Genomic DNA, 13,922 nt, shown 5'->3' with positions numbered 1-13,922 from the left:
ACGTGCTACCGCCGTCGACGGGCATGTGTATTGACCCAATTGAAGTATCGCAACACCATGGGTCGGCACGATGGACTTGAGGACAAGGACGATGTTGAACGAATGGAGGAGATCTTTCGCGGTCATATCGCTGCTTACGGCAGTAGTGCAGGGGTGTGCTTCATTCTCGTCGACCGATGCCGTGAGGCAAGCGACGACGAGTTTCACTGCTTCGAGCACAGCAAAGCATTCGAGCGACGAAGGACGTGCCGGTACTCGACCTGCTGCGTCAACCGTTCCATCGGTTGTGTCAGACGTAAAAGAGGGCAAGCCTGCGAAGCAGGATTGTGATGCGCTTCCGCTTCCCGGGAAGGAGGCTTGCTATGCGAACTACGAAGAAGCCGCGCTGGTCGAGTGCGAGCGAACACGTCCTTACAGCTGCGCACCCTATGCACGCATGCATCGGGTGGAGGCTGAGCTAATGCGGGCAAACGATGCCCTGCTGAAGGCGATGCGAAACGCCTATGCCGCTTATGAGCATGACCAGCCCGGTTACCTGAAAGATGCGGAGACCGCCTTTGCCGTCGCAGGCAGCACTTGGCATGCATATCGGGATGCGCACTGCGAGCTGGTTCCATTGCTGGAGGGGATGTCGCGCCGGGAGCTTCCCGGAATGACCGAAGCATGCCGTGCCGCCATGACCGAGGCGCGGATCCAGGAGATCGAAGAGCGGATCTCCAGCCTGTTTGCGGAAGGAGCCGCCAATGACCAGCAGGAATCAAGACCAGCCACCCTATGACCCACTGGATCGCACGACCTTCGACGCGATCGCTTACAACGCGGTCGGACGCGCATCCGAGATCAGCACGTACCCCGCCTTGAGCCTGACACACAGCAACGGAAACTCCGGATGGAGTGTCGGCATCGTGCAGTGGGATTTTGGTCAGCCAGGGCGTGGCGGGAAAGTGCATGAACTGATGTCAGGCTACCAGGCATGGGCCAGCCCGGAGAGGCGGTTCTCGCCTGACGAAGTGGCGGATATCACCCGCCGGCTGCAGACCCGCGGTCAGTCAGGCAATGCGTTGAGTGTGGAAGAACAGTCGCGTCTGAACGGCTACCTGCGCTCCGAACCCGGCCGCGAGCTGGTAGGCGCGCTGAATCGGGAGCAGATCGACAAGAAGTGGCAGAACGTCGGTGAGCCGCTTTCCCGTATCCCATGGCTGCAAGAGCTGCGCAGGACCGATCCCGCGGAAGCCGCCGAGATCGTTGCCCAGTCGATGAAGCTCTACAACCAGAACGAGCGACGTGGAGAACGGTTGATCGACCATCTGGAGAACAATGCACTGAGCGCAGAGGCGACACGTGACTGGATCGGAGGAGAGGGGATCCGTGGCTTGAGCAAAGGCGCCGGTCACGCGATTGTGACTGGGCGGGACAACGCTATCGCGGGGGGCGAACTGATGAATGCCTTGGAGCTCGGTGAAGGGCGACTGGCGCAGGCCTGGCGGCGCGAGATCCACGAGCGTGGCAACCCGTCACTTTACGAGAGGTTCAACAACAGTCCTGACGTGCAATTGCTCGATGCAATGATGCGTAGTCCGACCACAGGGCGCACGATCTTTGATCACGTGGAAAATAATGAGCCAGCGAGGGATGTCAGGATTCGTGCGGCGCGGCCGAATGCCGCCCAGGAAATGTCCTCGATCTCTTTGAGCCGCACTGCTGGACTGACTGTCACCAGTCCCGCTGCCGACATTTTTGTCATGACTCGCGAAGGCTGGAATCGGAACGGCATCCCGATGCAGGGGCGGGAAGGCCGTGCGGTCGACATGCCCGACCACACAGAAGGACTGCGCTTTCCCCCTCAGCTGTCCGAAGGCATGCGGCGCCCCGATACGGTGCAAACGCAAGATCCACCCAACACCTTGCTCGACCGTCTCCACCACGCGGTGGTCAACAAGGACGAGAAGGCAATGGATGCGTCATTGATCGAGTACGGACATAGTCCGGCCGGGCAGAAATTTCAGCGCGAGATCGCGGCTGCAGCATCGCTGGGGCACCTCGAGACTCGTTACGAGGAAGTGCAACACCAGCCTGGTGAGCGGAAAAGCGCCGAGCAACGGCCAACAATCACTGGGCCAGTGCTGTCGATGTGATGGAGAGGGCGTGACATGGAGCAAGATGAAGAAAGGTTGGCAAAGCTGGGGCTGGTGATGAAGCACTTCGCTGATCGCGGGGAGGCGGTGTCAGCCAGGATGGAGCAGGGTGCCACGTCGCTGGAAGCCAGCGCGAAAGCGATGCTTTCGCAAGGGCAGGGCTTGGCGGCCGCCGTGGCTGAGGGCGTCAAGAATCAGGTCGCAAGTGACGCGAAGTACTCCATCGCGGAGGCCGTCGCGCCCGTCCATGCGTTGCTGGATTCTGATGCGAAGTCGATCGCACATGTCGCACTGCAGTTGCGGGCCGAGCGGGAAGCATTCACTGCCGAGCGGCGCAAGTGGATGTTGGTAGGCATCGGTGGCTTGACGATGTGTACGGTGCTAGCGTTCGTCGGGATCGCCGCGTGGGGAGCGTACTGGGATGATAAATCTGCGGGTGCGAGGGCGGAGCTGATGTGGGTTGAGGCGGTCAATGAGGCTGACTTCGTGCCCTGCGGTGAGAAGCGGATTTGTGCCAACGTCGACCTCAAGGCGAAACCGATCGACGGAAAATACAGGCCGGTGAAGCCCAGGAACTGATGGCTTGATCCGATGTTGCAGTGTCCGAAGACGGCTCTTCAATACGCGTGTGGCGGCGCAATAGGTTGGGCATAGCTTGGGACGCGCGATAAGGGGATGCCGGAGGTGTTTGTTCTTGGGCTTCGCTTCGCTCAGGCCAACCTACAGAGGCGCGGCTGCGGTAGCGTTGCTGGTCGCCAAGCGGCCACGGGCCTCAAGGTACAATGACGCCATGACGCCCCCCCGCATTCCCCACGAAGCCCTGCGCCTTTCCGTCGCCCCGATGATGGACTGGACGGATACGCATTGCCGCGTATTCCACCGGTTGCTGGCACCGAATGCCCGCCTGTACACCGAGATGGTGCATGCGCAAGCGGTGATCCATGGCGACCGTGATCGCCTGCTGGGTTTCGACACCGTGGAGCATCCGGTCGCCGTGCAGCTCGGCGGCAGCGAGCCCGAGCACCTGGCGCAGGCCGCGCGCATCGCGCAGGACTGGGGCTACGACGAAGTGAACCTCAACGTCGGCTGTCCCTCGGATCGCGTGCAGGCGGGGCGTTTCGGCGCCTGCCTGATGAAGGAGCCGGCGCTGGTGTCCGAATGCGTGGCGGCGATGATCCAAGCCGTGAGCATTCCCGTGACCGTGAAGTGCCGTCTCGGCGTGGACGAGCAGGAGGATTACGACCTTTTCCGCGCCTTCATCGACACGGTGGCCGCGACCGGCTGCGACACCTTCTTCGTGCATGCACGCAAGGCCTGGCTGCAGGGCCTGTCGCCGAAGGAGAACCGCGAGATCCCGCCGCTGCGTTACGACTGGGCCTACCGCCTCAAGCGCGAGCGGCCAGACTTGACCGTTGCGCTCAACGGCGGCATCACCACGACCGCGCAGGTGCACGAGCACCTGCAGTACAGCGATGGCGTGATGATCGGCCGCGCGGCCTACCACGAGCCCTATGTGTTGCACGAGATGCAGGTCGCGCTGTTCGGCGGCGAGATGCGTTCGCGTGCGGAGTTGCTACGCGCGTGGCGACCTTATGTCGAGGCGCGACTCGCGAAGGGCGTTGCACTGAAACACCTGACTCGCCATGTGCTGGGTCTGTTCCATGCGCAGCCGGGCGGGCGTGCCTTCCGCCAGATCCTCAGTGAGGGTGCACATCGGCCCGGCGCTGATTGGTCCCTGGTTGAGCAGGCGCTGGCCGCCACCTCGCGCGAACTGCGCCCGGCGGCCTGAGCATGATCACCCGCGACGTCGTCGCCTTCGTCGCCTACGCACGCACGCTGGCGCCGGACCTCGGTCCGGCCACGGCGCGTGCGGCCTTCCTCGTATCGCCCGACGGTTTCGTGCGCGCGGACCAGTCGGCGCAGGACAACCGCTACATGGCCGATGCGGGCGCATTCGATACCGGCGCGGCGTTGCGCGAACACCATGCGTTGCAGCGCGCGCTGGCGCAGGAGGTGCCGGTGGTGTGCTTCCCTGGCGACGAGGCGACGCCGGATGCCGTGTTCCCCAACAACGTATTCGCCACCGCCCGGGTCGATGGCGAGGCACGGCTGATTGTCGGGCGGATGCGACACGAAGTCCGGCAGCGCGAGGCAGAGCGGGCGGATATCCGGGGTTTCTTCCGCAACACGCTCGGCTACGCAGAGGTCGATCTGTCCGGCCAGCCGCATCCCTGCGAACTGACCGGCGCGCTGGTTGTCGATCGCGGGCGCGGCATCGGCTTCTGCGGCCTGTCCGAACGCTGCGACGAGGCCGGCGCGGCACGCATGCACGAGGCCTTCGGCCTGCGCACCACCCTGCTGTTCGACCTGGCGGCGGGCGAGTACCACACCAACGTGCTGCTGGCGGTGCTCGCCGGGCGCGCGGTACTGGTCTATCCGGGAGGCGCACGGGCGCCGGGTCTTGTTCCGGCACTCCAGGCGCTGTATCCCGGTGGCGTCGTGGAACTGAACGCCGTGGAACAGGCAGCCTTCGCCGGCAATGCCATCTCACTGTCGGAAGAAAAAGTGTGGATGAGCCGGCGGGGCCACCAAGCCCTGCGGCCGACCACCTTGAGCGCGTTGAAGGCGAGAGGCTTCGACGTGCATAGCATCGCGCTGGATGCGATCGAGGCTGGCGGTGGTTCGCTAAGGTGTTGTGTCGCCGAGATTTTCTGATTGTTCAGCTGGCTGAATGCGGGGCGCAGCCCTGTGGATAAATTCAGAACGGATTCACCGCCCGGGTCCAAAACTTCGTTTCCATTCCACAGAGGCGGTTTCGGGTTTCGTTCAGCTTCGCGATCCCGGTTCCGTTACGATTCCGTTATGCGTTTTCGTGCCCCGATTCTAGCCGCTCTCACCCTCGCGGTCCTCACTGCCATCGCCGGCACCCACGCCGTGCATGCGCAGGACGACCGTGGCCGTGGAGACGGGTCGCCCTCGCGGGATCGCGGTGCCCCGCGCGGCGACGACCGCGGTCATCGCAATTCCATGTCCGATTCGGTGCGCCGCGTGCGCAGCGAATCCGGCAACCAGGTGCTGAGCGTCGAACGCATGCAGTACGACGGCCGTGACGTCACGCGCGTGAAGTACATCGACGAGCGTGGTCGCGTGCGTACCGATACCCAGGACGACAGGGGGCCGTCGCGCCGCGATGTCGATTCCCCCGTGCGTCCGCGTCGCGACCTCGGACCGCAGCAGCCTCCACACGGCGATAACCCCCCGCGCCCGTAGTCTTACGTAGAATCAAGGCTCAACAGAGCACGTCCCGCGCGGTCCGATGCCGCGCCGCATTCCCAAGGAGAGTCCATGCGTATCCTGCTGGTCGAAGACGAAGCCCCCCTGCGTGAAACCCTGGCAGCGCGCCTGAAGCGCGAAGGCTTTGCGGTCGACGCCGCCCAGGACGGCGAGGAAGGCCTCTACATGGGTCGCGAAGTGCCGTTCGACGTGGGCATCATCGATCTTGGCCTGCCGAAGATGTCGGGCATGGAACTGATCAAGGCGTTGCGCGACGAGGGCAAGAAATTCCCGGTGCTGATCCTGACCGCGCGCTCGAGCTGGCAGGACAAGGTCGAGGGCCTGAAGCAGGGCGCCGACGATTATCTGGTCAAGCCGTTCCATGTCGAGGAGCTGCTCGCGCGCGTCAACGCGCTGCTGCGCCGCGCGGCGGGCTGGAGCAAGCCCACGCTGGAGTGCGGTCCGGTCGCGCTCGATCTGGCGGCACAGACCGTCAGCGTCAATGGCAGCAACGTCGACCTGACCAGCTACGAGTACAAGGTGCTCGAGTACCTGATGATGCATGCCGGCGAACTGGTTTCGAAGGCCGACCTGACCGAGCACATCTACCAGCAGGACTTCGACCGCGATTCGAACGTGCTGGAAGTCTTCATCGGCCGCCTGCGCAAGAAGCTGGATCCGGACGGCGAGCTGAAGCCGATCGAGACCGTGCGCGGTCGCGGCTACCGCTTCGCGATCCCGCGCAGCGGCGAAGGCTGATGCCCCGCGCCGGCATCGCCTGCACTTGATGCCCGCGCCACCCTCCGGCGCCGCGACATCCGCTCCCGTCGGCCGTGACCGGTTCGACGGCTGGCGGCCACGCTCGCTGCGTGCCCGCCAGCTGCTGGCGGCCAGCCTCGCCTTGCTGGCCTTCCTGGCCCTCGCCGGGTACGCGCTGGACCGGGCCTTCGTCGACACTGCCGAAGACAACCTGCGGCAGCGCCTGAAGAGCTACGCGCTGTACTACACCGACAAGGTGGAGTTCGGCCGCAACGGCACGCTGATTCCTCCCTACAACACACCCGACCCGCGCTTCGACATGCCCGACAGCGGCATGTATGCGCAGGTGGTGCTGCGTGGCGTGCCGCCGTGGGGGTCGAATTCCACACTGGGTCCGGAACTGCCCGTGCCGCGGATGCTGGGCGCCCTGGAGGAGTCGTTCGAGGGGCCGTTGCCGATCCGCCGCGCCGACGGCAGCGAGAGTGAGGCCTACCGGTACGGCGTGGGGTATGCATGGCCGGCGACCCATCAGCATCCCGAGATTCCGTACAGCATCTACATCTTCGAAGACGCGCAGGCGCTGAGCGCGCAGATCCGCGTGTTCCGCGGTTCGTTGTGGGTCTACCTGGGCGGTGCCGGCGTGATCCTGCTGCTGCTGCAGATGCTGGTGCTGCGTTGGAGCCTGCGACCGCTGCGGCGGGTGATCTTCGAACTCAGCCGCGTGCAGCGCGGCGAACTGTCGGGCATGACCGAAAGCCATCCGCGCGAACTCGAACCGCTCACGGACAGCATCAACGCGTTCATCGAGAGCGAGCGCGAGAACCTGGAGCGGCAGCGCAACACGCTGGCCGATCTGGCCCACAGCCTGAAGACGCCGATCGCGGTACTGCGTACGCAGCTGGACAGTGGCGGCGGCGATCCGCAGGCGTTGCGGGAAGAACTGGATGTGCAGCTCAAGCGCATGAACAACCTGGTGTCGTACCAGTTGGCGCGTGCGGCATCGAGCGGTCACAAGCTGTTCTCCGCAGCCGTGCCCATCGAGCCGCATGCCGAGGAGATCGTGCGCGGGCTGGAGAAGGTGTACGCGGCCAAGGGCGTGATCTGCGAATTCGAGATCGACCCGCGCGCCCGTTTCCATGGCGAGACCGGCGACCTGCAGGAGCTGATGGGCAACCTGCTGGAAAACGCCTTCAAGTGGGCGCGTTCCCGCGTGCTGCTGACGGTCACCGTCGGCGCGACGGCGCCCCAGCGGCGCCCAGGCGTCTTCATCGCAGTGGATGACGACGGCCCGGGCATCGCCGAGGAGGATGTGGCGAAGGTGCTCCAGCGTGGCGTGCGCGGCGACGAGCGCGTGCAGGGGCATGGCATCGGGCTGTCGATCGTGCAGGACCTGATCCGCGACTACCGGGGCGAGCTGCAGGTGCGTCGCTCGGAAGAGCTGGGCGGCGCGCGCTTCGAAGTGCGCCTGCCGCCGGGGCTGTGACTCAGCCCGTGGCGCCGGCCATCGGCGACGGGCCGTAAAAGCGGCGAAGGTGCGCCGCCACGTCCGGCATGGACGCCGCCAGCACGTCGGGGGCGGAGAAGTGGTACTCGGTGGCCACTGCGAAGAATTCCTCGGGCGCTTCCGCCGCGTACGGGTCGATGGCGGTCTCGCGGCCCAAGTCGACCTGCATGCAGAAGTCGTCGTAGGCGCGCTGGAAGTCGCGCGCCCAGCGGCCATGCCAAGCATCCGGCAACGGCGGCGTACCGTCGAGTTCGCCGTCCAGCACGTCCAGCTTGTGCGCCATCTCATGGACGGCCACGCAAAAGCCGGCGTCCGGTTCGGCGATGTCGGCCTGCACGTCGGCCCAGGACAGGATCAGCGGTCCCTGGTCCCAGGCTTCGCCGGCCAGATCGTCTTCCCATTCGTGCAGAACGCCCGCAGCGTCGGTGTGCGTGCGCTGCACGCGGAAGGCGTCCGGATAGACGATCAATTGCGACCAGCCGCGCAGGCCGGCCTCACCGTATTCGAGCAGCGGCAGGCAGCACAGCGCAGCCAGCTGCGTACGCTGCGCGTCGTCCAGGCTCAGGCCGGCCAGCGGGGTGATGGTCTTCTGGTGCAGGAAGCGCGCCGTCAGCGCACGCAGGCGCTGAGCGCGTGCCTCGTCCAATGGCGCTACCCAGGGGGTAGCGGCGCGCACGCGTTGCCAGAGGGCGTCTTCAATCGATGGGGAAGGGCGCCGCAGGCGGCGCAACAGTCCGATCACCAGGTGCTGCCGTCCGCGTCAGCGGAACATGCCCGGCAGGAAGCTGTGCCACTTCGAGCCGCGGTTGCGCGGCAGCGGGGTGTCGTCGTCATCGCCGCCACCGCGGGTGGTGCCGGGCGAGGTCAGGGAGGCCGGTGCGCCGTACTTGCTGCGCACGGCGGTGGCGCGCGCGCGGCGCGCATCCGACGCGGTCGGCACGGCGTCGGCCGGACGCTCGGCGACCGCGCGGTCGGCGACGTCCTGGCAGGTGCCGGTGGTGCCGTTGGCGATGCCGCGCCCGTTCTGGGCGAACACGGCCGCCGAGGCAACGAGGAGCAGCAGGGCAAGGCTGGCGCGAAGCATCGGAAGGACTCCTGTCGGTCGGTTACAGCGGCCAGATGACGTCGCTGACTATAGCCGGATTGGCGGCGACCGGCACGGATCCGCCGGCCCCGTGCGACGAAACGCCGGTCCATGGCGACGGATCGTGGGAAAGCGGCGACGGGCTGCTGCGTCGCAGCAGGCGAGTGCCCGGGCTTGCGGCAGACTCGCGCCATGCCGACGCCGCCCGACCGTCCCCTCACTGCCCCCGCCCTTCGTCTGGCGCTGATCGCCGGGGCGCGCCGGGTCATCGCTGCACGGGACGGGTTGAATCGCATCAACGTGTTTCCGGTGGCCGACGGGGATACCGGCAACAACCTGGCGTCGACGCTGGGCAGCGTGCTCAACGGCGCGCTCAGCCAGCCCAGCCAGCACGCCGGCGATCTGCTCGACCGGGTCGGCAACGATGCGATCGATGGCGCGCGCGGCAACTCGGGGGCCATCCTGGCGCAGTTTCTCCACGGGGTGGCCGAGCGTGTGCGCCCCCTTCCGGAGCTGGATGTGCGGTCGCTGGCCGCTGCCGTGCGCCAGGGTGCGCAGAGCGCGCGCCAGGCGCTGGCCCAGCCGGTCGAAGGCACCATCCTGAGCGTCATCAGCGCGTTCGCCGACGAGCTGGACGCGGCGGCGGACAGCGCGTCCGACCCGCGCAGCGGCTTCACCCGGGCGCTGATCCGGGCCCGCCGCGCCCTGGCGGACACGCCACGCCAGATGGCGCTGCTGCAGAAGGCCGGCGTGGTGGACGCTGGCGCGCAGGGCTTCGTCGATCTGCTCGAAGGCATCGCCGAATTCGTCGAAGGCGGGCCGCGCGCGGTACGCATGCGGACCGGTGCGCCGGCGGCTGCCAACGATGCGGGCGGTCCCGTCGTCCACGACCACGAGATCGATCCCGGTCGCCGCTGGTGCACCGAATGCCTCCTGCTGGGCGACGCGCTGGATCGCGACCGCCTGCGCGTGGCGCTGGAGGCGATCGGCGCGGATTCCATCGTCATCGCTGGCGGCGCTTCGCGTCTGCGCGTGCATGCCCACACCGCGTCGCCGCAGGCGCTGTTCGACGCCTGTGCGCAGCAGGGACGCGTGGAAAGCATGAAGGCCGACGACATGATCCGCCAGCAGGCGGTCGCGGCGGCGCCTCAGCCACTGGTGGTGGTGACCGACAGCGCCGCCGATCTGCCGGACGACGTCGCCGAGCGCTACGCGATCGGCGTGGTGCCGGCGCGCGTGGACCTGGATGGCCGCGACTATCTCGACAAGATCGGCCTGTCGACGGCCGAGTTCTACCGGCGCATGGCGTCCTCGAGGCAACTGCCGCGTACCAGCCAGCCCCCACCGGGCGATTTCCGCCGGCAGTTCGAACTGTCGCTCGCGCACCATGCGCGCGTGCTTTACGTGGGCCTGTCGCGCGCGCTGTCGGGCACGTTGCAGTCCGGCGAACACGCGGCGGCGCGCGATCCGGGGAGGCGCGTACGCGTCTTCGACACGGTCAACGCCGCGTGCGGCCAGGCGCTGCTGGTGTGGCGTGCCGGCGAACTGGCGGCGGAAGGGCGCGACGAGGCCGAGGTGGTGGCCGAACTGGAGCGCCTGCGTCCGCTGACGCGGATGTGGGCCATCGCGCCCGACATTTCCCATGCCGTGCGCGGCGGACGGATTCCGCGCTGGGCGGCGCCGATCGCCAGGCTCAGCGCGCTGACGCCGATGGCGAAGATGAGTGCGGACGGTCGCATGGTCGTCGCCGGCCTGCTGCTCACGCGGCGGCGGGCGCCCGAGGTGTTTGCGCAGCGGGTCGTGCGCCAGCTCGATGCGGCACAGCGCTGGCGACTGATCGTCGGGCACTGCGATGCGCGTGCCGAAGCCGAGCGTCTGTTGCAGGCCCTGCGTGCGCGCGTGTCGATCAGCGAGGACCGGCTGGTGGACACCGGTGCGGCCATCGGCGCGCATGCCGGGCAGGGGGCGCTGATCGTGGCGGTGCAGCCGGCCTCCGATGCCTGAGCCAGCGAGGGCGTGGCCCATAATGGCGGCATGCTGACCGCCTCCCTGCTGTTGCTGTTCGCCTACCTGATCGGATCCGTATCGGGCAGCCTCACGCTGGGCCGCCTGCGCGGCGTGGACATCCGCACGCTGGGCAGCGGCAATGCCGGTGGCACCAATGCCTTCCGCACCCAGGGCGCGACGTTCGCGCTCGGCGTGGTGCTCATCGACATCGGCAAGGGCGCGCTGGTGGCCTGGCTGGCGCTGCGATTCGCGCCGCTGGACGGCCCCCTCGCGCCTCGCGCGCTGGGATTCCTGGCGGCGTTCGTGGCCGCGATGGGCCATGTCTGGCCGGTGTGGCACGGTTTCCGCGGCGGCAAGGGCGTCGGCACGCTGCTGGGCGGCGTGGCCGTGCTGTGGCCGATGGCGCTGCTGCCGCTGTTCGCGGTGTGGGTGGGCGTGCTGGTCGCGACGGGCTATGTCGGGCTGGCGTCGATCGTCGCCACCGCCTGCCTGGTGCCGTTGGCGTGGTGGATGCAGGTCGATCGCGCCGCCCAGGGATTCGCCGTCGCCGCCGCGCTGCTGGTGCTGTTCACCCATCGGGCGAACGTCGGGCGCCTGCGCGACGGCACGGAATCGCGCTTCGAGCGCGTCCGCCTCTGGCGCCGCCGCGCATGAGCGGCGAGCGCGACCTGTTGCAGCGGCTGATCGAAGGTCCGGTGTCCGGCGATGCGCTGGCGCGCGACGCCGGCCTGACGCGTGCCGCGATGTGGAAACGCATCGAGTCCCTGCGCGAAGGCGGCGTGCGCATCGATGCGCAGGCGGGGCGCGGCTACGCGCTCGCCGAGCCTGTCGAACTGCTGGAACCGGACCGCATCCGCGCGCACCTGCAACCCGCGACGGCGGCCGCGCTTTCATCGCTCGGCGTGGCCTGGTCGCTGGATTCGACCAACAGCGAGCTGCTCCGGCGCAGGGCGCCCGAACAGGGCGTGGAAGTCTTGCTCGCCGAGCAGCAGACCGGCGGCCGAGGCCGTCGCGGCCGGCAATGGGCATCGCCGATCGCGTCGAATCTCTACCTGTCGCTGTCGCGGCAGTTCTCCGGTGGCCTCGCACGCCTGGGCGGCCTGAGTCTGGTCGTCGGCGTGGCGGTAGCGGAGGCCTTGCGGCAGGCCGGCTACGGCGCGGTGGGCGTGAAGTGGCCCAACGACCTGCTCGCGCACGGCCGCAAGCTCGGCGGCATTCTGGTGGAAGGCGGGGGCGAACATGGTGGGCCGGTGCGTGCGGTGATCGGCATCGGCGTGAACGTGCGCATGCCGGCGCCGATCGCCACCACCATCGATCAGGCGTGGACGGATCTGATGGGCCTGGCCGGCGCCCTGCCGTCGCGCAACACGTTGGCGGCGCAGCTGCTGGATGCGTTGTTGCCGGCGCTGGAACAGTTCGATCGCGAAGGTCTTGCGTCTTTCCTCGCGCGGTACGCCGCGCTGGACGTGCTCGCGGGGCGTGCCGTCACCGTGCACGGCACCCAGGGTGACGAGCACGGCGTGGCCGACGGCATCGGCGACGATGGCGCATTGCGGGTGAAGGTGGGGCAGGCCGTGCGTCTGGTCCACGCCGGTGAGGTCAGCGTGAGGGCGACATGACGCAGTGGGTGTTCGATCTGGGCAATTCGCGGGTGAAGTGCGCGCCGCTGCGGGCCGACGGCACGTTGGGCGAGATGCGAGCCTTTGCCTATGACGAAGGGGTCGTTGCGGCGCTCGATGCGACGGTGTCGACGGCAGCGACAGGCGAGGCGTCGACCGCTGTGCTCGCCAGCGTGGCCTCGCCGGTGCGCACGGCGACGGTCGTGGACTGGCTGACCACGCGCTTCGGCGTCCTCTCCATCGCACGCACGCAGACGGCATTGGCCGGCGTGCGCATCGCCTATCGCGAGCCTGCGCGAATGGGGGTCGACCGCTTCCTGGCGCTGCTGGCCGCGCATCGGCGCGGCCAGCGGCCGTGGCTGGTGGTGGGCGTGGGCACGGCGGTGACCATCGACCTGATCGACGCGCAGGGTCGCCATCACGGCGGCCGCATCGCGCCGTCGCCGCGCCTGATGCGCGACGCCCTGCATGACGCCGCCGTCCAACTGCCCGCACAGGGTGGCGACTATGTCGAGTTCGCCTCCGACACGGCCGATGCGCTGGCCTCAGGATGCGATGGCGCAGCCCTTGGCCTGATCGAACGCAGCCTGCAGCAGGCACACGCCATGCTGGGCCAGCGGCCGGCGCTGCTGCTGCACGGCGGCGGTGCCGCATCGCTGGCACTGCACCTGCACGAAGGCGAACGGGTGCCGACCCTGGTACTGGAGGGGTTGGCGATCTGGGCGCAGCTCGGTGCGGGCGCATGAGCCCGGCTAGAATCGTGGCATGCTGATCCGTGCCCTGATCGTCCTGCTGGTCGTGTTGAACCTCGGTGCCGCCGCCTGGTGGCTGGGCCGGCCGATCACGACGCCCGATCCCGAGCCCGCGTTGCCCTCCGGTGTCGCGCGGCTGCAACTGGTGGACGAAGCCGCGACCGCGACCACGCCTTTCCGCACGGCCGACATGACGCCGCCTGCGAGCATCGCGGTCTGCTTCAGCCTGGGTCCGTACACCAGCCAGGCCGCCGCGGCCCAGGCGCAGGCCGCTACGGCAGCCCAGCTGATGCGCGTGCGCCTGCGCGAAGTCCCCGGCATCAGCGCCAGTGGATACCAGGTGGTGATCGCGCCGGCCGCGTCGCTGGAGGACGCGCAGGCCACGGCCGCGCGCATCGGGGCAGCAGGCTTCGACGATTTCCTGGTCGTGCGCCAAGGCGAACAGGCGAACGGCATCGCCCTGGGGCGCTACCGCAGCCGCGAGGCGGCAGAGCGGCGTCTCGCGCAGCTGCAGGCGGCGGGCTTCGCTGCGCAGCTGCAACCCGTGGGCCGCGCCGGTCCCGGCCTGTGGTGGCTGGATGCCGGCGCAGCGGATGGCGTGGATCAGGCCGTGATCGCGCGCGCCGCGTCCAGTGGCGCACCCCAGCCGCTCGAATGCGCCGCGCTGCGCTAGAATTGCGCCCCACGCCGCTTTAGCTCAGCTGGTAGAGCAACCGCCTTGTAAGCGGTAGGTCATCCGTTCGATTCGGATAAGCGGCACCATCTTGTTGTTCCATGGCATCCAGGCAA

At 67.9% G+C, this 13,922-nt stretch carries 15 protein-coding genes and 1 tRNA gene; 14 read left to right on the top strand and 2 right to left on the bottom strand.

Annotation, left to right across the window (positions count from 1 at the left end; genetic code table 11):
• Positions 1–91 precede the first annotated feature (91 nt).
• The 8 genes from AC1Q5B_RS01535 to AC1Q5B_RS01500 all read left to right on the top strand — a co-directional run bounded on the left by AC1Q5B_RS01535 (position 92) and on the right by AC1Q5B_RS01500 (position 7,650).
• Positions 92–778 (top strand): lysozyme inhibitor LprI family protein, encoded by a 687-nt coding sequence (locus AC1Q5B_RS01535; RefSeq protein ID WP_492629980.1) that lies wholly within the window; start codon positions 92–94, stop codon positions 776–778.
• Entirely contained in the window at positions 744–2,135 is a 1,392-nt protein-coding gene (locus tag AC1Q5B_RS01530) for a hypothetical protein (protein WP_492629979.1), read from the top strand. The genes AC1Q5B_RS01535 and AC1Q5B_RS01530 overlap by 35 nt, the downstream gene beginning before the upstream one ends.
• Positions 2,136–2,150: 15 nt before the next feature.
• Positions 2,151–2,714 carry a hypothetical protein gene (locus AC1Q5B_RS01525; protein WP_492629978.1) on the top strand — a complete coding sequence of 188 codons (564 nt, stop codon included), beginning with the start codon at positions 2,151–2,153 and terminating at the stop codon, positions 2,712–2,714.
• 211 nt (positions 2,715–2,925) lie between these two features.
• Positions 2,926–3,924, top strand: coding sequence for a tRNA dihydrouridine(20/20a) synthase DusA (gene dusA, locus AC1Q5B_RS01520; RefSeq protein WP_492629977.1), 999 nt, complete (start codon positions 2,926–2,928; stop codon positions 3,922–3,924).
• A gap of 2 nt (positions 3,925–3,926) precedes the next feature.
• Positions 3,927–4,850, top strand: coding sequence for an arginine deiminase-related protein (locus AC1Q5B_RS01515; protein WP_492629976.1), 924 nt, complete (start codon positions 3,927–3,929; stop codon positions 4,848–4,850).
• A gap of 312 nt (positions 4,851–5,162) precedes the next feature.
• A complete protein-coding gene (locus AC1Q5B_RS01510; protein WP_492629975.1) occupies positions 5,163–5,405 on the top strand; it encodes a hypothetical protein in 243 nt (80 codons plus the stop codon).
• Positions 5,406–5,480: 75 nt separating this feature from the next.
• Positions 5,481–6,167: a response regulator transcription factor gene (locus tag AC1Q5B_RS01505; RefSeq protein ID WP_055937106.1), complete on the top strand. Its 687-nt coding sequence runs from the start codon at positions 5,481–5,483 to the stop codon at positions 6,165–6,167.
• A gap of 28 nt (positions 6,168–6,195) precedes the next feature.
• Positions 6,196–7,650 (top strand): ATP-binding protein, encoded by a 1,455-nt coding sequence (locus tag AC1Q5B_RS01500; RefSeq protein WP_492629974.1) that lies wholly within the window; start codon positions 6,196–6,198, stop codon positions 7,648–7,650.
• A 1-nt stretch (position 7,651) separates the two neighbouring features.
• Here AC1Q5B_RS01500 and AC1Q5B_RS01495 read toward each other — a convergent pair whose 3' ends face one another.
• Both AC1Q5B_RS01495 and AC1Q5B_RS01490 read right to left on the bottom strand, forming a co-directional pair.
• A complete protein-coding gene (locus AC1Q5B_RS01495) occupies positions 7,652–8,347 on the bottom strand; it encodes a M90 family metallopeptidase (protein ID WP_492630929.1) in 696 nt (231 codons plus the stop codon).
• An 84-nt stretch (positions 8,348–8,431) separates the two neighbouring features.
• On the bottom strand, positions 8,432–8,755 hold the full coding sequence (locus tag AC1Q5B_RS01490; RefSeq protein ID WP_492629973.1) for a hypothetical protein: 324 nt from the start codon (positions 8,753–8,755) through the stop codon (positions 8,432–8,434).
• A gap of 192 nt (positions 8,756–8,947) precedes the next feature.
• Here AC1Q5B_RS01490 and AC1Q5B_RS01485 point away from each other — a divergent pair, with 192 nt between their 5' ends.
• The 6 genes from AC1Q5B_RS01485 (at position 8,948) to AC1Q5B_RS01460 (ending at position 13,895) form a co-directional block, all read left to right on the top strand.
• On the top strand, positions 8,948–10,759 hold the full coding sequence (locus AC1Q5B_RS01485) for a DegV family protein (protein ID WP_492629972.1): 1,812 nt from the start codon (positions 8,948–8,950) through the stop codon (positions 10,757–10,759).
• Between the two features lie 30 nt (positions 10,760–10,789).
• The gene (plsY, locus tag AC1Q5B_RS01480; RefSeq protein ID WP_492629971.1) at positions 10,790–11,416 is read left to right on the top strand and encodes a glycerol-3-phosphate 1-O-acyltransferase PlsY; all 627 of its coding nucleotides are present in this window, start codon (positions 10,790–10,792) and stop codon (positions 11,414–11,416) included.
• Complete coding sequence (birA, locus tag AC1Q5B_RS01475) at positions 11,413–12,381, top strand: bifunctional biotin--[acetyl-CoA-carboxylase] ligase/biotin operon repressor BirA (protein ID WP_492629970.1); 969 nt, start codon at positions 11,413–11,415, stop codon at positions 12,379–12,381. The genes plsY and birA overlap by 4 nt, the downstream gene beginning before the upstream one ends.
• Positions 12,378–13,127, top strand: a complete 750-nt coding sequence (locus tag AC1Q5B_RS01470) for a type III pantothenate kinase (RefSeq protein WP_492629969.1) — start codon at positions 12,378–12,380, stop codon at positions 13,125–13,127. Before birA ends, AC1Q5B_RS01470 begins: the two co-directional genes overlap by 4 nt.
• A gap of 19 nt (positions 13,128–13,146) precedes the next feature.
• On the top strand, positions 13,147–13,806 hold the full coding sequence (locus AC1Q5B_RS01465) for an SPOR domain-containing protein (RefSeq protein ID WP_492629968.1): 660 nt from the start codon (positions 13,147–13,149) through the stop codon (positions 13,804–13,806).
• A 13-nt stretch (positions 13,807–13,819) separates the two neighbouring features.
• Positions 13,820–13,895, top strand: a tRNA-Thr gene (locus AC1Q5B_RS01460).
• The last annotated feature ends 27 nt before the right edge of the window (positions 13,896–13,922 follow it).

It is taken from the genome of Pseudoxanthomonas sp. GW835-FHT14C01, from assembly GCF_058793715.1.
The sequence above is the reverse complement of the archived record's forward strand: the minus strand, read 5'-3'. Positions and strand labels throughout refer to the sequence as shown.